The sequence below is a fragment of the Micromonospora sp. NPDC048839 genome (assembly GCF_040649915.1).
In the GTDB taxonomy this organism is placed as follows: domain Bacteria; phylum Actinomycetota; class Actinomycetes; order Mycobacteriales; family Micromonosporaceae; genus Micromonospora.
In genome coordinates this window covers 138,537-158,433 of record NZ_JBEZGL010000014.1, presented here as the reverse complement: position 1 = coordinate 158,433, position 19,897 = coordinate 138,537, and the positions used below count along the sequence as shown (strand labels likewise).

Below are 19,897 nucleotides of genomic sequence, written 5' to 3'. Positions count from 1 at the left end.
GCCACCGTTCGACGTGCACTACTTCTCGTACGCGAGCCCCATCAGGCCCCGTGGAATGTCGAGTCTTTCGGCGATCCGTTCGAGCACGTCATAGGAGGTGACTCGTTGGCGCCCCTGAATGACCGCTCGAACCTGGTTCTCGGTGGTTCCGGTGGCTGCGGCGATCGCCGCCTGGCTCCACCCCCGCGATTTGAGGAAGCGGAACAGGGAGCCGATGTCACGCTGACGCAGCAGTTCGGCAAGCGACCGACCCCCGAGGTGCCCGTCGATCCACCAGCTCGGATCGGTTTGGCCGTGGGCCCGCCACCCCGGATACCTCGTGGTCTGCGCCCTGACCGCAGCAGTCGTGGTGGTGCTGGTGTTCATGGCCATCGTGGTCAAGGCGTTCTCCCCCGAACGTGCTGTGATGCCAACGCGAGAGCCGCTACGAGTCAGCCTCTGGGACGACATAGGTGCGGCTCTTGCGTCCAACCGCGTCCCACAATCCGATCGCTGATCGTGGGGATCCGGCCACCGCCGGTCAGGGACTTTCGCGGACGTCTCGACGGGGGTATAAACGCCCCTATGCGTCCCTCGTCGGGTCTCGGCCTCTGATGCCGAACGAGCGTCTGCGGGGAGCCGTGTCAGCAAGAGAGCTGACTACTCAGCGTTGCGCGGAGCTGCTCGGGGTCGATCCGAAAACCGTGGAGCGCTGGATCACCCGTGATCGCGTCCCGCACCGCGCTCACCGCGTTGCGGCTGCAGACCTGCTGGGCGTAGACGAGACATATCTGTGGCCGTCGGTGGTGGACGATTTCAGAACGGTGTCCGCAGGGCGTGCCGAGATGGTCGAGTTCTATCCGTCCAGGTCGACGGTGCCGCTGGAGTTGTGGAGGTCGCTGATCCAGCAGGCGCGGGAGTCAGTCGACATCCTCGTCTTCGCCGGGTTGTTTTTGCCCGAGCTCCACGACATCACCCAACTCGGTGAGCGAGCCCGCCAGGGCTGCCGGATTAGGGTCCTGCTGGCCGATCCGAACGGTGCCGCAGTGCGTCGCCGGGGAGACGAAGAGGGCTTCGGGGTTGGGCTCGCCCACCGGGTGCTGCTGAGCCTGCGCTACTACGAGCCCATCCTGGCCATCCCTGGGGTGGAGGTCCGGCTGCACGACACGACGTTGTACGCGTCCATCTTCCGGGTAGACGAAACCATGCTGGTCAACACCCACGTGTATGGATCTACTGCCGCTCACAACCCGGTGCTACACCTACGGCGCGTGCCTGGCGGCCGGGTCGTTGACCACTACCTCACCAGCTTCGACCGGGTCTGGGCCCAGGCTGAGCGCACTACGGACATCAACGCGGTGATCGCCGCGTTCGACGGGAGATGACAAATGCCGCGCCGCGACTTCTTCAACGATCCGAACGCCCCCGAGGCCAACAGTGTGGTGCCGTCGGTGGTCGCGGCGGTGCGCAACGAACGCGGTGAGTTGTTGATGATCCACCGCACGGACAACAACCTGTGGGCTCTACCTGGTGGTGGGCATGACATCGGAGAGTCGATCTCCAACACGGTGGTGCGGGAGGTGCGCGAGGAGACGGGCATCGAGGTGGAGGTGACGGGTCTGGTCGGCACCTACACCAATCCCCACCACGTGATGGCCTACGACGACGGTGAGGTGCGCCAACAGTTCTCGCTGTGCTTTACGGCGAGACCGGTTGGAGGGGTCCTGACGACGTCCAGTGAGTCACGTCAGGTTCGCTGGGTGAATCCCGCCGAGCTTGCACTGTTGGAAATCCACCCCTCGATGCGGCTCCGCATCGACCACGCACTCGATCCTCGGGCCGCGCCGTACATCGGCTGATGCTGAAGGGGCGTTTCTCGATATGAATACGTCCCGACCATCCCGCCGAGCCGGTGAGGCGGCGAGCCGCTGTGCGACTACCGTTCGGGAGGTGTCTGACCTCACAGTCAACGCCGCGGAACTTGCTGCTGAGCTGCTCGACTCCCCACCGTTGGCCCGCCGCTGGGCACACGTCCAGGGTGTGGGCCAGCGGGCTACGGAACTGGCGGTCACGGTGGCGCCGGGCGATCGTGACCTGCTGGTGGCAGCCGCCTGGCTACACGACATCGGCTATGCGCCCGACGTCGTGGACACCGGTCTGCACTCCCTCGACGGTGCGCGATACCTGCGGCGCCACGGCTACCCGCCGCGGCTTGTCGCGCTGGTCGCCCATCACACCTGCGCCCGCATCGAAGCTGCCGAGCGCGGCCTGGCGGAACAGCTCGCGCCCTTTCCGTTCGAAGAAGGACCTCTGATGGACGCCCTCGTCACCGCCGACCTAACGGTCGGACCGCGGGGACAGCGCATCGAGGTCGCCGAGCGCATCGAGGAAATCCTTCAGCGGTACCCACCGCAGAGCCCCGTTCACCGGGCGATCCAGCAGGCAAAGCCGCTTCTCATCGCGCACACCCGCCGAACTCTGGAGCGCCTCGACGTCGGTGTTTGACTCGTTCCATGACTTCTCGGTCAGGGGCAGCCAGGTTGGTTCGGCACGTGGCCTGTATCGCTGGACCGCAGATGCGGGCCGGCCGACCGCTCGATGCTGAACCGTCAGAGAATGTGCCATTTGGCCAGGTCCTGGTCGCTCCGCCTCAGGGCACCAATGCGGTGCAGCACCTCAGCCTCGGCTTCCGTCCCGGGTCGCGCCTTGCGGGCGTTGGTGGCGATCATCTGCAGCTCGCGGAGTTCACACACCGCCTCGAACCCGGGCCACGAGGTGACATCCCAGCCGTATGCGACGCTGAAGTCCGAGAAGGCGGCAGTGCCCGGTGGGGTGAACCGGCGACAGTGCACCGCGACGGTGGCCAGGTCCCACTCCCGGGGACCGACTACGGCGCCGTCCCAGTCGGCAAGCACCGGCGTGCCGTCGAAGCGGCGCAGGGCGTTACGTGTCTGGGGATCAGATTGGATCAGGCTCGCGCCTCGGGGAAAGCTCGTCTCGAGCCAGCGGGTGGCGAGCGGCTCGAGACGCTCCAGCAGCAGGTGGCGATCCCGCGCTGTGAGGATCGTCGACCTGGCCAGTGAACGGCGGATGCTGTCGACCGGCTCCAGCGTCGGCAGGCTCACCGGCGGAGCAGGCAGCGCGTGCAGTCGCCGGAGCAGACCGCCCAATTCCGCCGTGGTGACCGGCGTGTCGTGCGCTGGATCAAGCCGCTGCCAGACGGTCACGGCATGCTCGCCCACCAACAGAGGTTGTGGCAGACGCGAACTGAGGCCAACCGTCGGAAACCCCTGATCAGCCAGCCACCGCACGACGGCCACCACGGCACGCGCGCGCTCCAACCCGAACTCCGCCGGAGCGATCTTGACCACCACGTCACCAACGGCGTACACCGCGTTGGTGTGATGCCGGAGTAGGACAGCGTTAGCGTCGGACATGTCCAGGCGACGACACACCTCGGCGAGCGCCGGACGTGTCCGCGCTTCGACGAACATGGGGCTCCTATGAATCGAGCGCGGCAGTTCCGGCCGCAAGCGTACGGCTGCGCTCACGGCAAACTCGCACATAGTCCACCAGCGCGGCTACCTCGCCGCTGCGGTGTCTCTCCGGAACCGCCGAGATCACGTCGTCGGCCCTCGCGAGGACGATCTCCGTACGCTGCGCCTCTGGCAGCGTCGCGACGGCGTCGAGCGCCGATACTGCGGCTTCAGCGGCTCGCCGATCCTGCACGAGGCACATCGATCGGTCGAGCGCGATGAGCGCCGGATCAATCGGCACCGAAGGCGATGGCCCATAGAGTCGCAGCGCCTCCTCTTGGACCTGGTAGGCCTCGCTCGTGTCGCCCAGCCAGGTGCTCGCTCCGGAGTGGTAGAACAGCATGCGCTTCATCGGGAACTGGAACGCCGTATCGCTGTCGCCATCGCCAACCTGATCGAACATCTGCCGGGCCTGGAGGACTGCCCTTCGCGCCTGATCACCTGCTCCGAGGCGGGCCAGCGCCCGAGCCCGCCCAGCCGCAGCAAGGGCCGCCGAGGATGATGGTGTGGCGGTGACCGCCAGCGCTGCCTCCGTCAGCACGACCGTCTGCTGTGAATCACCGAAGTAATAGGGCAGCATCGCCGATTGCGCTCGGACCAGTACCTGAAGTCGACTGTCGGAGCTGTCGTCTGCCGCGTGGATTGCTGTCCGATACCACAGGCGTGCTTCACCAACGTTCCCAAGTCGCATGAGCGCGTCGGCGCACATCGTCGCCAGCAGGGCCGCCGTGCCGGAAAGCCGCGCCTGAACCGCCGCAGGCTGTCTACGCCGGCACAGAGTCTGCACCTCGACACACTCGGCGGCCAGCCGCGACAGCATCACCCCAGGCGGGGCTGCCGGATAGATCCGCATGTGCTCGCCGGCCGCCTCCTCGATCAGGTCGAGCTGTCGCGGAGCGACGGTTGATGAGGCGAGCGCCTCGTCCAGCCCGGTACGAAGCCGGGTGAGCGCGGTGATTACTTCATCGGACCGGCCTCCTACTGGTCGCCCGTCTGGTGGGAAGTCCGCAGAACCTTCCACCTCTCGGTCGATCGAGGGCCTCGCACCCGTCCCGTCCTGGCCCAAGCCCATCCAGGCTCGGGGAACACCCAGTCCGATCGCGATGCGTTCGAGGACGTCGTAGGCCGTCACCTGGCGCGTGCCCTTGGTGATTTCGGCGGCTCGATTCGGGGACACGCCGACCAACGCGGCGATGGTGCCGTAGGAGACCCCACGGGCATGCAGAAATCGGAACGTGGTGGCGACGTCACGGCGCTCTAGGAACTCGCGGATCGGTCGACCCTCCCAGACACCCGACGTCCACCAGGACGGATCGACCTGGGCGCCCACGATCACCTCCGGGAACAGCTACTACTAAGAATCGATATCTCACTACGTTGTATCGCTCGCGACATGCCGACTCGGGAACTCATCGCGACGAGTGACGCCGTCACAGATGATCCTCCTTGCCGCGACAACCTTCACCCCCCATCGCGACCCCCCACCATGGCGTCGACAGCGCAGGGCGGATCCGGCAGACTAAATAACGTCCATCGATAGGAAGGAGTGGGAGGTGCTAGACACCGCAGTCATCCTCGACCCGCCTCCGCCGCTGTTGGACAGCCGGAAACTCCTCGATGCCGGAAACAGAAGCGGCTCAGTGCTATTCGCCACCGAGTCTCGGCAATATTGTCGCCTGCGGCGGCAATCCCAGCCCGCCTGGCTTAGTGGGGGTACACCGAGAAACCCCATCGAGAGCTGATGCGGTCGCCCAGAGCTTGGGATCTCACTTGCAGCCAATCGCATGAAAGTCGCGAGACGCAGAGCAGGCCCTTGAGCTCGGGCTCCATGCGATAGACCGAAAAGGCGACGCCCTTGCGGGCAAAGACTCCAATCTTCGTAACGCCAGGTGACCGGACCTAGACTCAAGGTCGTTTGCCCGGCGACAGGCGGTCCGTACTGAACACGGTGCAGTTTCTTCGCGTCCTCCGGGCCGGCCTGTACGTGTCTGATTCGAACGAATGAAGAGGGGTTCTCCCATGCCCGAGCGGGTCACCAAGGACAAGGTTCTCTGCTACGTCGTACGTGACGGCAATCTGCTGGTCTTCCGGCACACCGATTACAGCTACGAGGAAGTCGGCATCCAGGTTCCGGCCGGCAGCGTCCGCGCCGGCGAGACGCCGGAGGCAGCGGCGCTGCGCGAGGCCCGCGAGGAGACCGGCCTGAAGGACTTCAAAGTCGTGCGGAAGCTCGGCGAGACCGAGTACGACATCAGCCCCTACCGGTTCGAGCTCCAGCGCCGCCACGTCTTCCACCTGGAACTGACCGAGCCGACGTCGGAACGGTGGATGAGCCAGGAGGACCACGACGGGGAGCAGGAGCCGACGCACTTCGAATGCTTCTGGATTCCGCTGGAGGCCGCCCACATCCTCCAGTCCGGCCAGGGCGCCCTGCTGGGACGTCTGTACGACTGATCTCCGCCCGGTCACGGCCACCCCTGGGAGGCAGCCGATGTACGGCACCACCGATCAGCACGACCCGATGGCCCATCTGTACCGCGGCCTCGACGTCGAAGACGCCGACAGTGCCGTATCGGTGATCTTGAAGCTACGGGGTGAGACCTGCGACATCGACTGCCTGTACTGCTACGAGAAGCGCAAGGAGGCCCCGGGCGGAGCCCGGATCGACGCGAGTCAAGTACGTCGACTCACCGAGCTCTTCTCGGGGCGTCCGCTCGCCGTGGAACTGCATGGCGGCGAGCCGCTGACGGCCGGACGCGACCACGTCGCCGAAGTCCTGCGCGAACTGGCATCCCAGCCCAGCGTCGTGCGGGTATCGATGCAAACCAACGGCGTGCTGCTCAATGAGCAGTGGCTGGATCTGTTTGACGCCCTGTACCCGCGCCTCCAGATCGGCATCTCCCTCGACGGGGACGCAGCGGGCAACGCCTGGCGGGTTGGATACGACGGCCAGCCGGTCTACCCCCGCGTGGCCACCGCCCTGCGGCTACTGGCCGAGCGCGGCCGGAAGGTGGGCGTGATCGCCGCGGTCACGCCGACCGTGCTCGGCCGCGCCGAGGCCGTCCTGGACCACCTCGCCGGCTTCGAAGCGGTCAACGCCGTCAGCTTCGTGCCCTGCTTCGATGCCTCCGTTCAAAGCCCTACCGCTGCCCAAGGGCAGCGCCTAACCGCGAGCCGGCTCCTTCAACGCGCGGCTCTGCGCGGCCCGCAGGGGCCCGGGTGGGCGACCACCCCGGATCAGTACGCCGAGTTCGTACTCGCCGCTACCGTTCGCTGGATCGGCGCTGGCCACTTCGCCCGGCTGAAGCTAGAACCGTCCGTATCCACCATCCGACGGCTGCGCGGGCTGGACACCGGCTTCTGCCACTTCTCCAACCTGAAGTGCGACCATGTCTTCACGCTCTATCCGGACGGAAGGCTCGGCAGTTGTGACGAACTGCCCTGGCCACAGGCCCAGCTCACCCTCTTGGACCAGCCCTCCGGACAGAAAGCGGTCGTCGCGGCTCAGCGGCGGCTGCCGCTGCTGAACCAGGGCAAGGCACTCATGGAGCGGTGCACCACCTGCGCGTACCAGTCAACGTGCGGCGGCGGCTGCGTGGCCACCCGCTGGCGTCAGGACCAGGCTGGCGACCAGGACGCCTACTGCGACTACCGGATGCGGATGATCGACGGCATCGCCGCACTCCTCGCCCAGCCCGCCCACCCGGCAGGGGCCTGGTGCCGCAGGGTCCGCTCGTACCCCCGTACGCCGAACAGCATGCGCAACGTCGCCTCCTTCCTCGCCCACTGGGATTACCCCGAGGCGAACCGCCCACCTGTACGGCTGCGCACCAGCTCGCACGGCAACATCAACACACTCGGCCTGCCCGGCGTGCACGAGGCCGATGACCTCGACCCGGCCCACCCCCAGTGGCGAGAGGCGATCGAGCCCGGCGTCCGCTCCCTGGTCGACGCCGTCACCCAGGACTGGCGCCTGATCACGTACGACAGCTGCCAGGGACATCTCTATCCAGGCCTTGATCTGCCGCACGCCGAGCGCCGGGTCGGCATCCTGCCGCGTGACCGAACCGAGTACGCGCGAGCTGCTGCCGCCCTGTGCCGCGCAATCACCGCGGTGACCACCGACCTACCCGCCCCAGTGCAGGTGGCCATCGGGCGTGCGGAGCTGACGTGCGAGACCACCGGACGCACGAGCCCCGTACTCGACCTGGTGCTGCGCCCGGGCACCAGGCACGGCTGGCCGGCGTACTTCGAAGCCGTTGACGCGGCCACCCGCGCCGTCACCGACGCGCTACGCGGCGAGCGGCCCACTGAGGACGGCTGCCATTGCCCAGTTCCTCACAGCACTGCTTCGACCAACGAGGAGGCGGCATGGGTAGCGTCACGGCCTCGCTGACGATCCATCAGTTGCTGGGGCGGATCGTGTACTTCCACGCCCTGTTCATCGAGCCCGCACTCCTACCCAGCGCCGCGCGCCGGACCGGTCCGGTGTGCTGCAACCATGGCCCGGACTCGGGCCGCAGCACCGTCAGCGAGTTGTTGATGGACTCCGCCTGGGCGGCTCTCGTCGAGGTCGCAGCCACCCTCCCCGCCCACGATCATTCGTGCCCGATGGCCAACGGCGCGTGCTGTGCCACCTGCCGCGTTGTGGTCGCAGCCGCAGCGGTCGGGGCAGGATGGGCGCAGACCGAGCACCGCAGCTACCAGCGGGCTGAGCCTGCCGAAACACTCCTGCGCTCCTGCCGGCTTGCCGCGGCGGCACGGCTGGGGCGGGCCTTCGCCACACAGCACGTCGCTTGGTGCCCGGCGTTGGACCAGTTGACCGTGTGGGAGGCGCTGCCCGGCGCGGAGGAGCTGCCGTTGACCGGCGAGCTGCTGGCCCTATGGGCCAACCCGACGGCCAACCCTCACCACCCCGTGGCCAGTTGGCTCAATCACTGCACCGGCCTGGACGACGTCCGCCGAGTGCTCGAGACGAGGAGGACCGACTCATGATTCACATCGCCGAGACCGTCGCGGTCGGCAGCGTCGAGGGATTCGTCGACACCGAGGAGCGGGACCAGCTCGCAGCCATGATGAACGACTTCCTCAGCGATGAGGCCCGGCTCCGCTTCGGCGCGAGGCGGGCCACCACGATCCACGAGATCCCCGGTCGCTCCAACGAACAGGCCATGGCCGTCTACGAGCCGGCCGGACGGATCGAGGTCCCAAGGATCCCGGACAGAGCCGAGGCACTGCTTCAACAAGCCTTCGACCGCGCCCGCCCCGCTCTGTCCCGCGTCATGCCGTCGATCACCGCTTGCCGGCCGTGGACCTACGTCGAGTACGGCCCCGGCCAGCACATCACCGGCCACCTCGACGGCATCGCCCCCGACCCGCTCGCTTGGCCGCGACAGATCGCCGGCATCAGCGTCGTAATCCGTGAGGCCGAGGCCGGCGGCGCGTTCTACGTCGAAAGCACGTCCAGCGACCGCCTGTGGAACACCCGCCTGGACCACGACGCCCAGGAACAGGGATACGCGGGCGGTATGTGGCTGGCCCACGACGGCGCCGACCACTCCGCTGACTGGTATGCGGCCATGCCCCGAACCCGATGGAGCGTGAGCCCAGCCCCCGGCACCGCCCTGCTCTACGGCTCCCAGCTCACCCACGGCACCAAACCTGTCACCTCCGGCCGCGTCGCGAAGTTCATCAGCTGGCTGATCGCCGAGAAGAACTAGGAGCGAGGCATGCTGCTGGCCCTGGAGGGAATCGCTGGAGCCGGAAAGAGCACGCTACGCGACCGGATCCTGGCCAACGCCGCCTGCGAAGACATCCCCCTCGGGCACATCGGCCAATTCTCCTGGCTGTCGCTGGAAGCGACCCGCTCCATCGTCAGCCTGCGGGCCGGCCGTCCGGCAGCAGACGGCGTGCGAGCGGTGGCCGCGGTCCGCCGCGACCTGGAACTCCATGCCCGCCATAACCTCGCCCCCGCCCTGTCCCTCGGCCCGGTCATCGCCGACCGGCTCACCTTGTCGACCGCCTGCCTGATCGCCCTGCTGCACGACCGTCCTGTCGCCCACTACGTCCAGCAGCTCGCCGAGGTCACGACCGCGCGGGCGGACCTGATCGTCCTGCTCACCACCGAGCCCGAGCTGTGCCATGCCCGGCTGTCCAAGCGGGCCACAACGCGTCGCTTCGGGGAGGACCACCCGACCGCCGCTCGGTATGCCGACCTGTACGAGCAGGCAGTCCATGCGTGGACCGAGGCAACCGGCCTGCCCGTGCTGCACCACCCGTGCGCCACCAAACCCGACCTCGACCGGCTGGCCGCCACCTGCCTGGACCGGCTACGCCACACCACACCGTCTGCGGCGCGAACATGAGGAGGCAGCCCATGCACCTGGACCCGATGCACCCCGCCGCCTGGGTCCTTGACCAGCTTCGTGACGCCGGCTGGCACGTCCACGACCTCCTCTGCTTCACCCGCGCCAGCACCCTGGTGCTCGCCAGCCGCAACGGGACACCTCCGGTGGTCCTCAAGGCCGGCTTCGGCAGCAACCACGTCCTGGCCGAGCTCGACGAGGCCAGCCGCAAGGCCGCCTACGGCTTCTACTGGTACGCGGAGATGACCGAGGCCGAAAGGGCCTTGACCTGTGAGGATTTCCGCCACGAGATCGCCGTAACCCGCGCCGCCCAAGGCACCGCACACGTCGTGCCGCTACTTGAGCAGGGCAGCACCAACCGGTTCGACTGGTACACCATGCCGCACTGCCACGGGGGTAGCTTCCGGGCACACCTCGCCCCCATCCTCGATCGAGACGACATGACGGCCGGGCTGCGTATCCTGGCCGACGTCGCCGAGGGCCTGAGGACCCTGCACGAGCGCGGGATCGTGCACCGCGACGTCTACCAGGAGAACATCCTCATTCACGACGGCCAGGGACTGATCACCGACCTCGGTGCCGCGCGACGCGCCGACACTCCGCGCGGCCCCGCCAGTCGAGGCCCGGAGGTGCACTGGCCCCCCGAGTACGCCACCTCCTACGACCGCGCCACCCCAGCGGCTGACGTCTTCAGCCTCGCGGTCCTGACCTACCGCTACCTGTGCGCCGACATCCCCCGCCACGGCCACTCCCGGCTGCACACCGCACCCCCCGGCCTGCGCCCGATCATCACCGCGGCGCTCGCCCCGGCACCCGAGGACCGGCCCGCCATGAGAGAGCTGCGCGACGCCCTGCGCCAAGCGGCCACCCCCGCCGCCACGCCAGTCCAGCGCAGCAACTGACTCGTCATCAACCGGAAGGAGACGCGGTGCCCACCGCCCGCTCACCGCCGCAGGAACCAGCTCCAGAAGGTGCACGACCCACACCCCCTTTCGGAAGGACGAACCCACTCATGGACAACGACCGGATCAGCGACTTCCTCGCCGCCGTGGACGACCTGCGCGGCGATGACGAGACCGTCCGCAGCACCCGCCACACCTCCAGCGTCTCGGCCGAGGGCTGGCCGACCGCCGAGGCCCCGGCGAGCACCGCGGCAGCCGAGGGCGCCGACGCCTGAACGCCCGCACCTCACCGGCGGGCACGCCGCCGGTGAGTACCTCCTGGGGCCGGACCCTCACGGGGCCGGCCCCAGGCCCAGACAGCCGGAAGGACCACCCCGTGGACGCGCCCGCCATCTCCTTCTCCTCCGCCCCCATTCAGGCTCACCACCGCGACCGAACCCGCCGGATCCGCGCCGTCCTCAAGCCCATCGCCCAACCGACTGCCGGCATGCCCGACTCGCCGGAAACCGCCGCCGTCGACCACTGCCTGGCCCACCATGTGCTCGAAGGCGCTGAGGTTGCCGCTCGTAACCGCGATACCGCCATCTTCAACTGGTACGGTGCCCACCGCGACGCGAACGCCTCCGCGCTGTCGACACCCACCGCCGTCGGTCCGCGCGTCGTCCTTACCCCGGACCTGGACCGCCTGCCCCGTTCAGCGATCTCCGAGACTCCCTACTACGTACTGGGCCCGGACACCACCGCCGCCCCGCCGAACCTGCGGGAACTGGCTGCCGCCGCTTACGCCACCGGCGCCAAGAACGGCTTCGCCGACCTTCTCGCCGGCCACGCAGTCGTCGTCTGCCTGCTGCGCCACAAGCAACTCGGCGACACCCTTGACAGCTGGACCATCACCCGGCTACCCGGCACCATCTTCTGCGACCACATCGGCGAACCCGTCGTTCTGGCGCGCGACCTGATCCACGAGGCGGCCCACAACTGGCTCAACGACGCCCTCAGCGCCACCGCCTGCGAGATCAGCGACCGAGTTCGGTTCTACTCCCCCTGGAAGAAGACGAGCAGGCCCGCCTTCGGCTTCCTACATGCGTGCTTCGCCTTCCCGCTCACCATGATCTACACCGCCCGCGTCCTGCCCGACACCAGCGGCAACCTGAATCGATTTCTGAACGCCTACCTGGAGCAGCAGCGCGGACTCCTCGCCACCACCGCCGCCGACCACGCCCGCGCGCTCAGTCTGATCACCACGCCCGACCTACGCGAACGCCTACGCCTGGTCCACCACGAAGCTCTCGGCCTATGAACTCCGCCAACACTTCGGCTGTTCCTACCGAGGCGGCCCTCTCGGACCGACTGGGCGAGCCCGGCGTCATTCTGCGCGTCAGCCAGTGCGATCAGCCGACGGCGCAGTCGTACACCGGATCCGCCAGTCTCGAACTCGCGGCGCCCATCCGGGAGGACACCGTTTTCAACATCGGCTCCGTCGCCAAACAGATCACCGCGTACCTGTGCATCCGCGCCGCCCGCGACCGTCTCCTGACCCTGGATCGGCCCGTCGGCGACGTCCTGCCCCAATTCCGCGTCCCCGGCGTCACCATCGGCGACCTCATTCAGCACCAGGGCGGCGTCCGGGACGCCGAGTCCCTGTTGTCCCTGGCCGGCTTCCGCGAACTCGACCACTACACCGCGGATGACCTGCTCCAACTCGCCTACCGCCAGCGGCACCGAGCGGTCGAACCGGGCTGCTTCCTGTACAGCAACACCGGCTATCTTCTCCTCGCCGAAGCTCTCAAGCACGCGTACAGCACCGGACTACACGAGATCGCCAATCGGCACATCTTCACTCCACTCGGCATGACGTCTGCCCGTTTCAAGACCGATCCACGCGAGGTGATCCCCGGTGCCGCTGCCAGCTACGGGGCCCTCGCCGGCCGTTGGCAGCACCAGCAGCGCCCGGTCACCATGCCCGGCCCCGGGTCTCTGTGGTGCACCGCCGCAGACTTGGACCGCTGGCTTGCCCACCTCTGGCGCGAATGGCGCCGCTCGGCCGACGACGCGCTTCCATTCGCGCGGCACCTCGGCTATCAGCCCAGCGACCACGCCCCGTTCACGTACGGTGCCGGGCTGTACGCCGATCCTCGCCCCGGCCGTACCGCCGTTTTTCACTACGGCCAGGAACAGGGCTTTTCCGCCGCTGCCCATCTGACCAGCTCAGGACTTCGCGTGATCTGCCTGTCTAACAACGCCGAGATCGCCGGGGACCACATGGCTACCGCTGCACTCGTCGACTTGGCCCACGATCCCAACATTGACGTAAGCGTCCTTCTGTCTCGTGGCGTGGGTAGCCGTCCTGCGCCCGCGCGCCCACACCCTGGACGCGTCGACGCCGAAGAACAGCACACCATCCTCGGGACCTACGCCAGCGACGAGGTGCCCGGCACTTTACGGCTGAGCCGCAGCGCCAGCTCGCTGTACTTGTGGCGCCGAGGGACCCTCGACCGGCTTACCTCCGTCGGGTCCGCCACCTATACAGGGGATGGCTACACGCTTACGCTCCCGACTCCTTTGGCGGAGCGCAGGGAGCCAATACCCGACAACTTCATCCTCGATCTGGTGCGGGCACCCCGACTGCGATACGGACGACGATCAGGATGAGTTGGAACGGCGCACGATGGCCGGCGGACATATGCACGTATTGGCACTCGTTGGCGCGCCTGGCGACCGGTCGTGCGCTCAGCGACCAGCACCTTCAACGCTGCGTCGCTGAGGTCGCCGCAGTCTGGCAGGCGAGCGCTCCGACACCAGCCTTCGCCAACGGATGATTGAGTCGATCGAGGAGACCGCCGATGTCGCACACGCTGCCTGATCTGCCCACCTCAGTAGCCACGGTCGGGCTGACCATCGACACGGTGCTACGGCGCACGGACAAGACCCTGCTGGCGCGAGGCTCGTTCCGCGGCGAACCGGCAGCGGTGAAATTTCTGATCGACCCGGACCCGTTCTGGGCGGCCAAGTGGCGGCACGAGCTGGACGTGTACGAGGTCTTCGGTGACACCACCCCGCCTGTCCGCGTTCCTCGGCTGCTTCATACCGACCGTGACCGGCTGTTGGTCCTGGAATGGGTCGACGCATCGCCCTTCGCGGTCGAACGCTATCCCCAGCGAGAGCTCGATACCCGGGAGGTCGACGCCGTCCTGGACTGCATCACCGCGTTGAATGAGTGGACCTATCCCGCCGTCCGGTTCTCACCCACCTTCGACTACTCCGACCGCGTGGCTCGGTACCAGGCCAAGGGGTACCTCACTGAGGGCCAGCGAGAGGCTCTGGACAGTCTGCTGGCCCGCTGCGACGCGCCGGCACAGCTCAATCACGGCGACCCGCTGGCCAGCAACATCCTCCTCAATGCCAGCCGTTCCGACAGCGATGACGAGGCCGAGACCACGGCGGTGCTAGTCGACTGGGAGTTCACTGGGCTGTTCCTTCCTGGCTTCGACCTTGCGATGCTCCACACCCAGGTCGGCGCAAGTACGCCATTGATCCGCGAGCGTATCGAGGCGATCGTGAATGAGACGGGCATCGAGGCCGCATTCGCGCTCAACCTCGCTGTGGTCCTGACCCGCGAGCTGCGCCTGCACCACGAACTGCCCGAGGACGACCCGGCCCGGACGCGCTGTCTGCCGATCATCGAGGCCGCCTGGACCTCGGCCAGCACCCGCCTACAACGGCTCGCCGCGGCGAGGCCAGCATGATTCACGTAGCCCTGGTCCACCGGGACCTCCACCAAGTGAGCCGTGGCGGCATCTGCACGCTCTACCGCTCCCTGGCCCGGCAACTGGCCGACCTGGGCGCATCGGTAACCATGATCACGCAGGAGTCACCCCACCCATTGCAGGCGAAGGATGTCACCGTCGTCTCGCTTCCCCGCACCGAAGACCTGGTTCAGCACCGCGAGGCCGTCGCCGACACCCTCGATACGGTCAGACCCGACGCCATCGACTGTTCCACCTGGGAGGCGGAGACCCCCTGCGGTACCTCGCCAGACCTCGCGAGGACCGAGCCCCCGTCCTCGTACGCGGCGAGTTCAGCGCCGCCAGCCTCCACGCGGGCGATCTCGCTTGCGACGAACACCAACTCGTCCAGGCCGCCGACCAGGTCATCGCCGTCAGCCGGTACGCGGCCCAAGACCTCGCGACGGAGTACGGCATTCCCTTTAGGGGCTCGTCTCTCCGACACGGTCCAGGCCCCGCAGACATCCCCAGGAGGCGTCCAGCCATGACCCGTCGATCCGCCTCCGCCGGTGCCGTCGTCGTGACCGACGACCTCAGCTCTCCACAGATCCTGCTCCTCGATCAGGTCCGCAAGACCGGTGAACGACAGACCGTCGCCCCGAAAGGCCAGCTGGAGCCGGGCGAGGCGCCACTTCAGGCAGCCAGGAGGGAGGTGGCCGAGGAAGCCGGCCTCACCGACACGCACTACAGCGCGTATCTCGGGCAGGAGGCCTACACGTTCACCGATAACGACGGCATGCCAGCGGCGAAGGTCGTTGACTGGTTCCTCTTCACGACATCCACCACTGTCACGACGCCGGCCCGAGAGGAAGGCTTCGTCCAGGCCCGCTGGCTTGAGGCTTCCGCGGCCCGGCAGGCCGCCAGCCACCCCGAGTTTCAGCAGGTGCTGGATCGTGTCCTTGCCGTCATCACCTGGCGTGCCGCTCATCCCCTGCCGTTCAGCCGAAAGCTCAGTTGCCTGGTCAACCAGGTGGCGGCAGAGGTCGAGGCCGTCATCGCCGGACATCCGGATGCCGGGGTGGGGCTGTGCGGATCGGCCGCACGAGGAGACTTCATCGAGGGCTGGAGCGATGTCGACTTCATCGCTTGGAACCTGCCCCCCACGTCGGCCGCCGCCACGTCGCTCCACGAGATCGTCAGTGAAGCGGCCCGACGCCACGGTTCTCGAGCGTCGCTGCACCTCGCCGACAGCCACGGGGGCGACGCTCGTCGCCTCGGTCCGCTCTACGACATGAAGATGCGGGCGGCGCTGCGTCGCGTAGGGCTCGACACCGCCGTGATCGCAGGTGCCACCGCCCCTACGCCGGCCGCCACCTCAGAACTGACCGATCTCGCTGGTGACGTTGGCGTACTGCACGAGTTCGCCGTCGCCCGTCTGGCCGCCAGCCACCACACAGAATCGGAGCGCGAGGACACCGCACGCCGGGTGTTGTCGGTGCTGTCGAGCGCCGGTCGGCTGCTTGTCGCACATCGAGCGCCAGAGGTCGGCCTGCGGCTTCCCGAGGTGGTCGAGGCGCTGCGCGACTGGCCGGGCACCGAGCTCAGATCGCTCCTAGAAGACTACGACGCCTACCGCCGCGCAGGCGCAGACGACGTAGCACAGGCCGATCGGCTCGCCGTACGGGTGCCCGGTGCGCTCGTGGCCGTGAGGAGCCTGCTCGAAGAATCGGCATCCCTATGATCATTTTCGTCGACGGGATCGATGGCAGCGGGAAGACCACTCTCATCGGACACCTTGTCGCCGCCCTGAACCGCGGTGGCGCGGAAGCAAGGGTTTCCGGCCTACTGTGGCGTTACCTCCCCACGATCGCCGCGCCGGAACAGTTCGACTCCTGGATCGTCAGTACCACTGGTCTGGACGTTGCAGAGGCGCTCATCACGGCAATGATTGATCGTCTCGACGATCTCCGTGCCCTGAGCGTCGCACAAGACCGCGTGCACCTGGTTGATCGCGGGCCGAAGACCGTCTACGCATCCGCCCGCGCCCACGCTTACGAACGACGCACGTCAATCGAACCCCTTCGGGAACGTCTGGCCGCCTCGGTCCGAGCACTCACCGACGTCCAGCCGTGCGTGTCGATCGAACTCGGGGAGGGCGAGGAGGCGCTCCGGACGGCCCTGCCACGCCTCACGTCGTCTCAGACCGTGACGCCCGCTTACCTAGGGTATTTGCAAGCATTCGCCACAGAGATGTATGCCTCTGGCGACTGGCCGGGCCTGCCAACGCAACGACTTGACGTTTCCATGTCGGCCGAATCCAACTGCGTGGCGGTCATCGAGTCACTCTGCCTCCAGACGATCATGAACGGCCGTGCGGACGTAGGGGCAGCAGTGCCCGCACACGGACGGGACCGCAGGGCATGAGCCAACGCGTGCCCGCCAACGTCCCACCGCGACGAGGGCGGCGAGCGGCCGCACTGCTGGCAGCCGTAGTTGAAGCCCGTACGGCCTGGCTCGCTGCCACTGTCGACGTGCTGCACCAGCGGAAATCTGTGGGGGCGGCGTGGCTAGTGGGATCTCTCGGACGAGGCAGCGCTGACCCGTATAGCGACGTCGACCTCGTCGTGGCCGTTGACGACACCACACCCCAGAGCGTGCTCGACGATCCGGTTGCCAGCCTGCATTTGCCCGGCCGGCTGCTGTTCACCAGAGGTAAGCCCCGCAATGCCCCCGCCGGTGGCGGTTACGTGACCGTGTGCGTCGAGCTGGCCGCCTTACCCGTTCTGATCGATTTCTACTTGTGGCCCGTCACCACCGCCGCCATACCCACCGACGGTCGGCTCCGGCTGTATCGCGAATCACCACCACCTCGCACCGGCTTGGCGTTCATGCCGCTGCTGGATCAGCACCGCACCCCGGACTCCACCGGTGCCGACGCGAATCACCCGGCGAGCATCCTGCTCCTGGTGCAGTTGGCCGCGAAGTATCAGGCCCGTGGCGAACCGACAGCGCCATGTCGCCATCACTCGACATTTGGGTTTTCCATCCGGCGTCGAGATCGACACGCTGCGGCAGATCCTCGATGAACGCGTCGACCAAGCCGCCGCCGAGGTCCTGCGCCCCGCGATCAACGCGGCCCATCGCCTCCTCGACCTCGTCGACACCGTTACCGGCGACGGGCTGACACGGGGCGGTGGGCCCCCTAGGAACGCCAGGTAGTTTCAGCTGTCGAGCACTTCTACTGTCATCGATTGGGGATGCCGGCCACGTGTCGCACATCGAGAAGATCACCGGTGAGTTCCGCGCGTTGATGACCGGGGTCGAACGCGCGCAGGGGTTGGCAGCCGCCGCCGACAGTCAGGCGCAGGAGGTGGCGTTGCGGGCCGCGGGCGCCGGCTTCGTCGCCGTGGCGGCGGGTGTGGCGCGGGTGCGTAACGCGATCACGGGCATCCAGGGCGGCCTGGGAAGTCTTGCCGGGTCGATCGGTGATGCGACGAAGGCGACCGCGGCGGTGCCGAACGAGGCCACCCCGCAGGAGACGATCGCAGGGCTGGCGCCTGTGCTGAGCGCCGTGGACGCTGCTCGTGAGGCGGCGGCCGGGGTCATCACCGGAGTCGGGGAGGCGCAGCAGCTCGTCGCCGTGGTCCTGCAGGGTGGGCAGCCCGGCCCGCTGTTGCAGGCCCTGGAGGCCATCAAGCAGGTCCTGGTGCTGGTCGTTCAGCGCACCGGAGGCGCCCGGCAGGCCATCGAAGGGGCGATCGCGCAGGCCCGGCAGTTGGGCTCGTCGGGAAACTGACGGGGGCTGGCGGTCATCCACCGGCCAGCCCCGCCCCTGCTACCACCGGCAGCCCATCCCCGACGACCCCCACCCTTGGCGGAGCTGTCTCCACGGACACTGACGTGTCAAACCCGTGGACCAGGCGTCCCAGCGGCGTCGCCGACCGGTCGCCTACCGGACGTCGAACCCGGATCTCCGCGAACGAGAAGCCACGGGAGCGCCGTGCCCTGGAGTTGGAGAACGAGTGTGCCGACAGGCTCGCCGGCAAGGGGTACCGGGTTCACCAGAACCCCACGAGGCAGGAGGTCGCGGACGCGCGACGCGACACCGGGGATTCTGGGAGGCCGGAAAAGGCGCCCGACTTCCTCATCGAGGGCCATGTCTTCGACTGCTACGCGCCCACTGCTCCCGTCCCGCCCCGCGCCGTCTGGAGCGCAGTGTCCAGGAAAGTCGACACGGAGCAGACCCAACGCGTGATGTTGAACCTCCACGACTGGCGAGGAGACCTCGCCGCCCTGCACAAGCAGTTCCACGACTGGCCCATCACAGGGCTGAAGGAACTGGCAGCGGTAACGCGCGACGGTGCGATCATTCAGATCATCCGGCGAGACTGATGAAGGGGTGCAAATGGCTGTCGAGTACCGGTTGACGCTGGCGGGCGACATTCCACTGGAGCAGGTGGCGGAACTGGCTGCTCCCGGAGCGGTCGAGACGTCCACGGCGTCCGGCGGCAGGATGCTCAGTGCCGACCTGAACGACGAGCACGGGTACGTCATGGACATCACCGGCGGCCGGCACGGCTACTACAGTGCCGAGGATGACGGGGGTTCCCTGTGGCAGTGGGAGCCGGAGGCCTACGTCGACGTCAGCTTCTACATGCGCAAGGACACCCTGGTCGACAAGGGCAAGCCCCACATGCTGGCGACCGTGGCCGCGATCCTCGCCGGCAGAGCTGAAGACGCGGCCCTGACCCTCAACGGCGACGTGCTCATGCTGACACGCGTCGCGGGGACCATCCAGAAGCACAACACCGACGGCTGGTACGACGAAGACTACGACAGGATTCTTCACCTCTGACGGGCGTACATCCTCGGCTGGACCCATCACAGCCACTTCCCCCGACCAACCCGACCGGAAGTGCCTCAGTATGCGCAGCCATGACCTCACGCCCGGACGGATGATCGGCGTCACCTTCGATCATGGCGAGGACTTCTTCACCGCCCTCGCTGACACCTGCCGCGCCAACGGCATCCGGCACGGCTACATCCCCGTCTTCATCGCCGGGTTCAGCACGGTCGAGATCGTCGGCACCTGCCAGCGTCTGGACTACCCCCAAGCCCCGGTCTGGGACCGGGTGCACCTGACCAACGTCGAAGCGCTCGGCGGCGGCACCATCGCCTACGACGACGCCCACGACCGGATCGCGCCGCACATCCACGTCAGCGCCGGGCTCAAGGAGCACAGCGCGACCGGCCACACCAGTCACCTGCTCGCCGCCACGGTCCAGTTCCTCACCGAGATGCTGATCATCGAGGTCGCTGCGCCCGTCATGCGTCGTATCCCCGAGGCGAGCCTCTACGACGTGCCGCTGTTGCGGATCGGCGACAACTGA

23 protein-coding genes are annotated in these 19,897 nt (G+C 67.6%); 20 read left to right on the top strand and 3 right to left on the bottom strand.

Annotation, left to right across the window (positions count from 1 at the left end; translation table 11 throughout):
* Nucleotides 1-18: 18 nt before the first annotated feature.
* Nucleotides 19-366 carry a helix-turn-helix domain-containing protein gene (locus AB0C25_RS24970; protein WP_244236352.1) on the bottom strand — a complete coding sequence of 116 codons (348 nt, stop codon included), beginning with the start codon at nucleotides 364-366 and terminating at the stop codon, nucleotides 19-21.
* 227 nt (nucleotides 367-593) lie between these two features.
* Between AB0C25_RS24970 and AB0C25_RS24965 the strand changes: the two genes are divergently transcribed.
* From AB0C25_RS24965 to AB0C25_RS24955, 3 genes are read left to right on the top strand one after another with little or no spacing between them, the layout of a single operon-like run.
* Nucleotides 594-1,364 carry a DUF5919 domain-containing protein gene (locus AB0C25_RS24965; RefSeq protein WP_357376649.1) on the top strand — a complete coding sequence of 257 codons (771 nt, stop codon included), beginning with the start codon at nucleotides 594-596 and terminating at the stop codon, nucleotides 1,362-1,364.
* Between the two features lie 3 nt (nucleotides 1,365-1,367).
* The gene (locus AB0C25_RS24960; protein WP_357376648.1) at nucleotides 1,368-1,838 is read left to right on the top strand and encodes an NUDIX domain-containing protein; all 471 of its coding nucleotides are present in this window, start codon (nucleotides 1,368-1,370) and stop codon (nucleotides 1,836-1,838) included.
* Nucleotides 1,839-1,860: 22 nt separating this feature from the next.
* Nucleotides 1,861-2,484: an HD domain-containing protein gene (locus AB0C25_RS24955; RefSeq protein WP_124777970.1), complete on the top strand. Its 624-nt coding sequence runs from the start codon at nucleotides 1,861-1,863 to the stop codon at nucleotides 2,482-2,484.
* 104 nt (nucleotides 2,485-2,588) lie between these two features.
* Here the strand turns inward: AB0C25_RS24955 and AB0C25_RS24950 are convergent, their stop codons facing one another.
* Nucleotides 2,589-3,473 (bottom strand): phosphotransferase, encoded by an 885-nt coding sequence (locus AB0C25_RS24950; RefSeq protein WP_124777980.1) that lies wholly within the window; start codon nucleotides 3,471-3,473, stop codon nucleotides 2,589-2,591.
* Between the two features lie 7 nt (nucleotides 3,474-3,480).
* Nucleotides 3,481-4,851 carry a hypothetical protein gene (locus AB0C25_RS24945; protein WP_357376647.1) on the bottom strand — a complete coding sequence of 457 codons (1,371 nt, stop codon included), beginning with the start codon at nucleotides 4,849-4,851 and terminating at the stop codon, nucleotides 3,481-3,483.
* A gap of 683 nt (nucleotides 4,852-5,534) precedes the next feature.
* Between AB0C25_RS24945 and AB0C25_RS24940 the strand changes: the two genes are divergently transcribed.
* The 17 genes from AB0C25_RS24940 to AB0C25_RS24860 all read left to right on the top strand — a co-directional run bounded on the left by AB0C25_RS24940 (nucleotide 5,535) and on the right by AB0C25_RS24860 (nucleotide 19,897).
* A complete protein-coding gene (locus AB0C25_RS24940) occupies nucleotides 5,535-5,969 on the top strand; it encodes an NUDIX domain-containing protein (protein ID WP_357376646.1) in 435 nt (144 codons plus the stop codon).
* A gap of 37 nt (nucleotides 5,970-6,006) precedes the next feature.
* Nucleotides 6,007-7,911, top strand: a complete 1,905-nt coding sequence (locus AB0C25_RS24935; RefSeq protein ID WP_357376645.1) for a radical SAM protein — start codon at nucleotides 6,007-6,009, stop codon at nucleotides 7,909-7,911.
* On the top strand, nucleotides 7,887-8,510 hold the full coding sequence (locus AB0C25_RS24930) for a hypothetical protein (protein WP_357376644.1): 624 nt from the start codon (nucleotides 7,887-7,889) through the stop codon (nucleotides 8,508-8,510). Before AB0C25_RS24935 ends, AB0C25_RS24930 begins: the two co-directional genes overlap by 25 nt.
* Nucleotides 8,507-9,235, top strand: coding sequence for a hypothetical protein (locus AB0C25_RS24925; protein ID WP_357376643.1), 729 nt, complete (start codon nucleotides 8,507-8,509; stop codon nucleotides 9,233-9,235). The genes AB0C25_RS24930 and AB0C25_RS24925 overlap by 4 nt, the downstream gene beginning before the upstream one ends.
* A 9-nt stretch (nucleotides 9,236-9,244) precedes the next feature.
* On the top strand, nucleotides 9,245-9,880 hold the full coding sequence (locus tag AB0C25_RS24920; RefSeq protein WP_357376642.1) for a hypothetical protein: 636 nt from the start codon (nucleotides 9,245-9,247) through the stop codon (nucleotides 9,878-9,880).
* 11 nt (nucleotides 9,881-9,891) lie between these two features.
* A complete protein-coding gene (locus AB0C25_RS24915; RefSeq protein ID WP_357376641.1) occupies nucleotides 9,892-10,782 on the top strand; it encodes a protein kinase in 891 nt (296 codons plus the stop codon).
* Between the two features lie 110 nt (nucleotides 10,783-10,892).
* The gene (locus tag AB0C25_RS24910; protein WP_167493917.1) at nucleotides 10,893-11,057 is read left to right on the top strand and encodes a hypothetical protein; all 165 of its coding nucleotides are present in this window, start codon (nucleotides 10,893-10,895) and stop codon (nucleotides 11,055-11,057) included.
* A gap of 101 nt (nucleotides 11,058-11,158) precedes the next feature.
* Nucleotides 11,159-12,082, top strand: a complete 924-nt coding sequence (locus tag AB0C25_RS24905; RefSeq protein WP_357376640.1) for an HEXXH motif-containing putative peptide modification protein — start codon at nucleotides 11,159-11,161, stop codon at nucleotides 12,080-12,082.
* A complete protein-coding gene (locus AB0C25_RS24900) occupies nucleotides 12,079-13,434 on the top strand; it encodes a serine hydrolase domain-containing protein (protein WP_357376639.1) in 1,356 nt (451 codons plus the stop codon). The genes AB0C25_RS24905 and AB0C25_RS24900 overlap by 4 nt, the downstream gene beginning before the upstream one ends.
* Before the next feature lie 191 nt (nucleotides 13,435-13,625).
* On the top strand, nucleotides 13,626-14,528 hold the full coding sequence (locus AB0C25_RS24895; protein WP_357376638.1) for a phosphotransferase: 903 nt from the start codon (nucleotides 13,626-13,628) through the stop codon (nucleotides 14,526-14,528).
* Nucleotides 14,529-15,051: 523 nt separating this feature from the next.
* Nucleotides 15,052-16,248 (top strand): NUDIX domain-containing protein, encoded by a 1,197-nt coding sequence (locus AB0C25_RS24890; RefSeq protein WP_357376637.1) that lies wholly within the window; start codon nucleotides 15,052-15,054, stop codon nucleotides 16,246-16,248.
* Nucleotides 16,245-16,931: a hypothetical protein gene (locus tag AB0C25_RS24885; RefSeq protein ID WP_357376636.1), complete on the top strand. Its 687-nt coding sequence runs from the start codon at nucleotides 16,245-16,247 to the stop codon at nucleotides 16,929-16,931. The genes AB0C25_RS24890 and AB0C25_RS24885 overlap by 4 nt, the downstream gene beginning before the upstream one ends.
* Nucleotides 16,928-17,593, top strand: a complete 666-nt coding sequence (locus AB0C25_RS24880) for a nucleotidyltransferase domain-containing protein (RefSeq protein WP_357376635.1) — start codon at nucleotides 16,928-16,930, stop codon at nucleotides 17,591-17,593. The genes AB0C25_RS24885 and AB0C25_RS24880 overlap by 4 nt, the downstream gene beginning before the upstream one ends.
* Before the next feature lie 182 nt (nucleotides 17,594-17,775).
* A complete protein-coding gene (locus AB0C25_RS24875; protein WP_357376634.1) occupies nucleotides 17,776-18,303 on the top strand; it encodes a DUF6244 family protein in 528 nt (175 codons plus the stop codon).
* 173 nt (nucleotides 18,304-18,476) lie between these two features.
* Nucleotides 18,477-18,899 (top strand): hypothetical protein, encoded by a 423-nt coding sequence (locus AB0C25_RS24870; protein WP_357376686.1) that lies wholly within the window; start codon nucleotides 18,477-18,479, stop codon nucleotides 18,897-18,899.
* Nucleotides 18,900-18,912: 13 nt separating this feature from the next.
* On the top strand, nucleotides 18,913-19,362 hold the full coding sequence (locus AB0C25_RS24865) for a SitI3 family protein (protein ID WP_357376633.1): 450 nt from the start codon (nucleotides 18,913-18,915) through the stop codon (nucleotides 19,360-19,362).
* Nucleotides 19,363-19,432: 70 nt separating this feature from the next.
* Nucleotides 19,433-19,897, top strand: coding sequence for a DUF296 domain-containing protein (locus tag AB0C25_RS24860; protein WP_357376632.1), 465 nt, complete (start codon nucleotides 19,433-19,435; stop codon nucleotides 19,895-19,897).

Bases quoted from the DNA above. Each gene is read 5' to 3' on its own strand.
- AB0C25_RS24860 (WP_357376632.1), top strand. From the start codon at position 19,433: ATGCGCAGCCATGACCTCACGCCCGGACGGATGATCGGCGTCACCTTC.
- AB0C25_RS24970 (WP_244236352.1), bottom strand. From the start codon at position 366: ATGAACACCAGCACCACCACGACTGCTGCGGTCAGGGCGCAGACCACG.
- AB0C25_RS24940 (WP_357376646.1), top strand. From the start codon at position 5,535: ATGCCCGAGCGGGTCACCAAGGACAAGGTTCTCTGCTACGTCGTACGT.
- AB0C25_RS24885 (WP_357376636.1), top strand. From the start codon at position 16,245: ATGATCATTTTCGTCGACGGGATCGATGGCAGCGGGAAGACCACTCTC.
- AB0C25_RS24935 (WP_357376645.1), top strand. From the start codon at position 6,007: ATGTACGGCACCACCGATCAGCACGACCCGATGGCCCATCTGTACCGC.
- AB0C25_RS24955 (WP_124777970.1), top strand. From the start codon at position 1,861: ATGAATACGTCCCGACCATCCCGCCGAGCCGGTGAGGCGGCGAGCCGC.
- AB0C25_RS24915 (WP_357376641.1), top strand. From the start codon at position 9,892: ATGCACCTGGACCCGATGCACCCCGCCGCCTGGGTCCTTGACCAGCTT.
- AB0C25_RS24880 (WP_357376635.1), top strand. From the start codon at position 16,928: ATGAGCCAACGCGTGCCCGCCAACGTCCCACCGCGACGAGGGCGGCGA.
- AB0C25_RS24865 (WP_357376633.1), top strand. From the start codon at position 18,913: ATGGCTGTCGAGTACCGGTTGACGCTGGCGGGCGACATTCCACTGGAG.
- AB0C25_RS24890 (WP_357376637.1), top strand. From the start codon at position 15,052: ATGACCCGTCGATCCGCCTCCGCCGGTGCCGTCGTCGTGACCGACGAC.
- AB0C25_RS24950 (WP_124777980.1), bottom strand. From the start codon at position 3,473: ATGTTCGTCGAAGCGCGGACACGTCCGGCGCTCGCCGAGGTGTGTCGT.
- AB0C25_RS24900 (WP_357376639.1), top strand. From the start codon at position 12,079: ATGAACTCCGCCAACACTTCGGCTGTTCCTACCGAGGCGGCCCTCTCG.
- AB0C25_RS24895 (WP_357376638.1), top strand. From the start codon at position 13,626: ATGTCGCACACGCTGCCTGATCTGCCCACCTCAGTAGCCACGGTCGGG.
- AB0C25_RS24930 (WP_357376644.1), top strand. From the start codon at position 7,887: ATGGGTAGCGTCACGGCCTCGCTGACGATCCATCAGTTGCTGGGGCGG.
- AB0C25_RS24965 (WP_357376649.1), top strand. From the start codon at position 594: ATGCCGAACGAGCGTCTGCGGGGAGCCGTGTCAGCAAGAGAGCTGACT.
- AB0C25_RS24910 (WP_167493917.1), top strand. From the start codon at position 10,893: ATGGACAACGACCGGATCAGCGACTTCCTCGCCGCCGTGGACGACCTG.
- AB0C25_RS24960 (WP_357376648.1), top strand. From the start codon at position 1,368: ATGCCGCGCCGCGACTTCTTCAACGATCCGAACGCCCCCGAGGCCAAC.
- AB0C25_RS24920 (WP_357376642.1), top strand. From the start codon at position 9,245: ATGCTGCTGGCCCTGGAGGGAATCGCTGGAGCCGGAAAGAGCACGCTA.
- AB0C25_RS24925 (WP_357376643.1), top strand. From the start codon at position 8,507: ATGATTCACATCGCCGAGACCGTCGCGGTCGGCAGCGTCGAGGGATTC.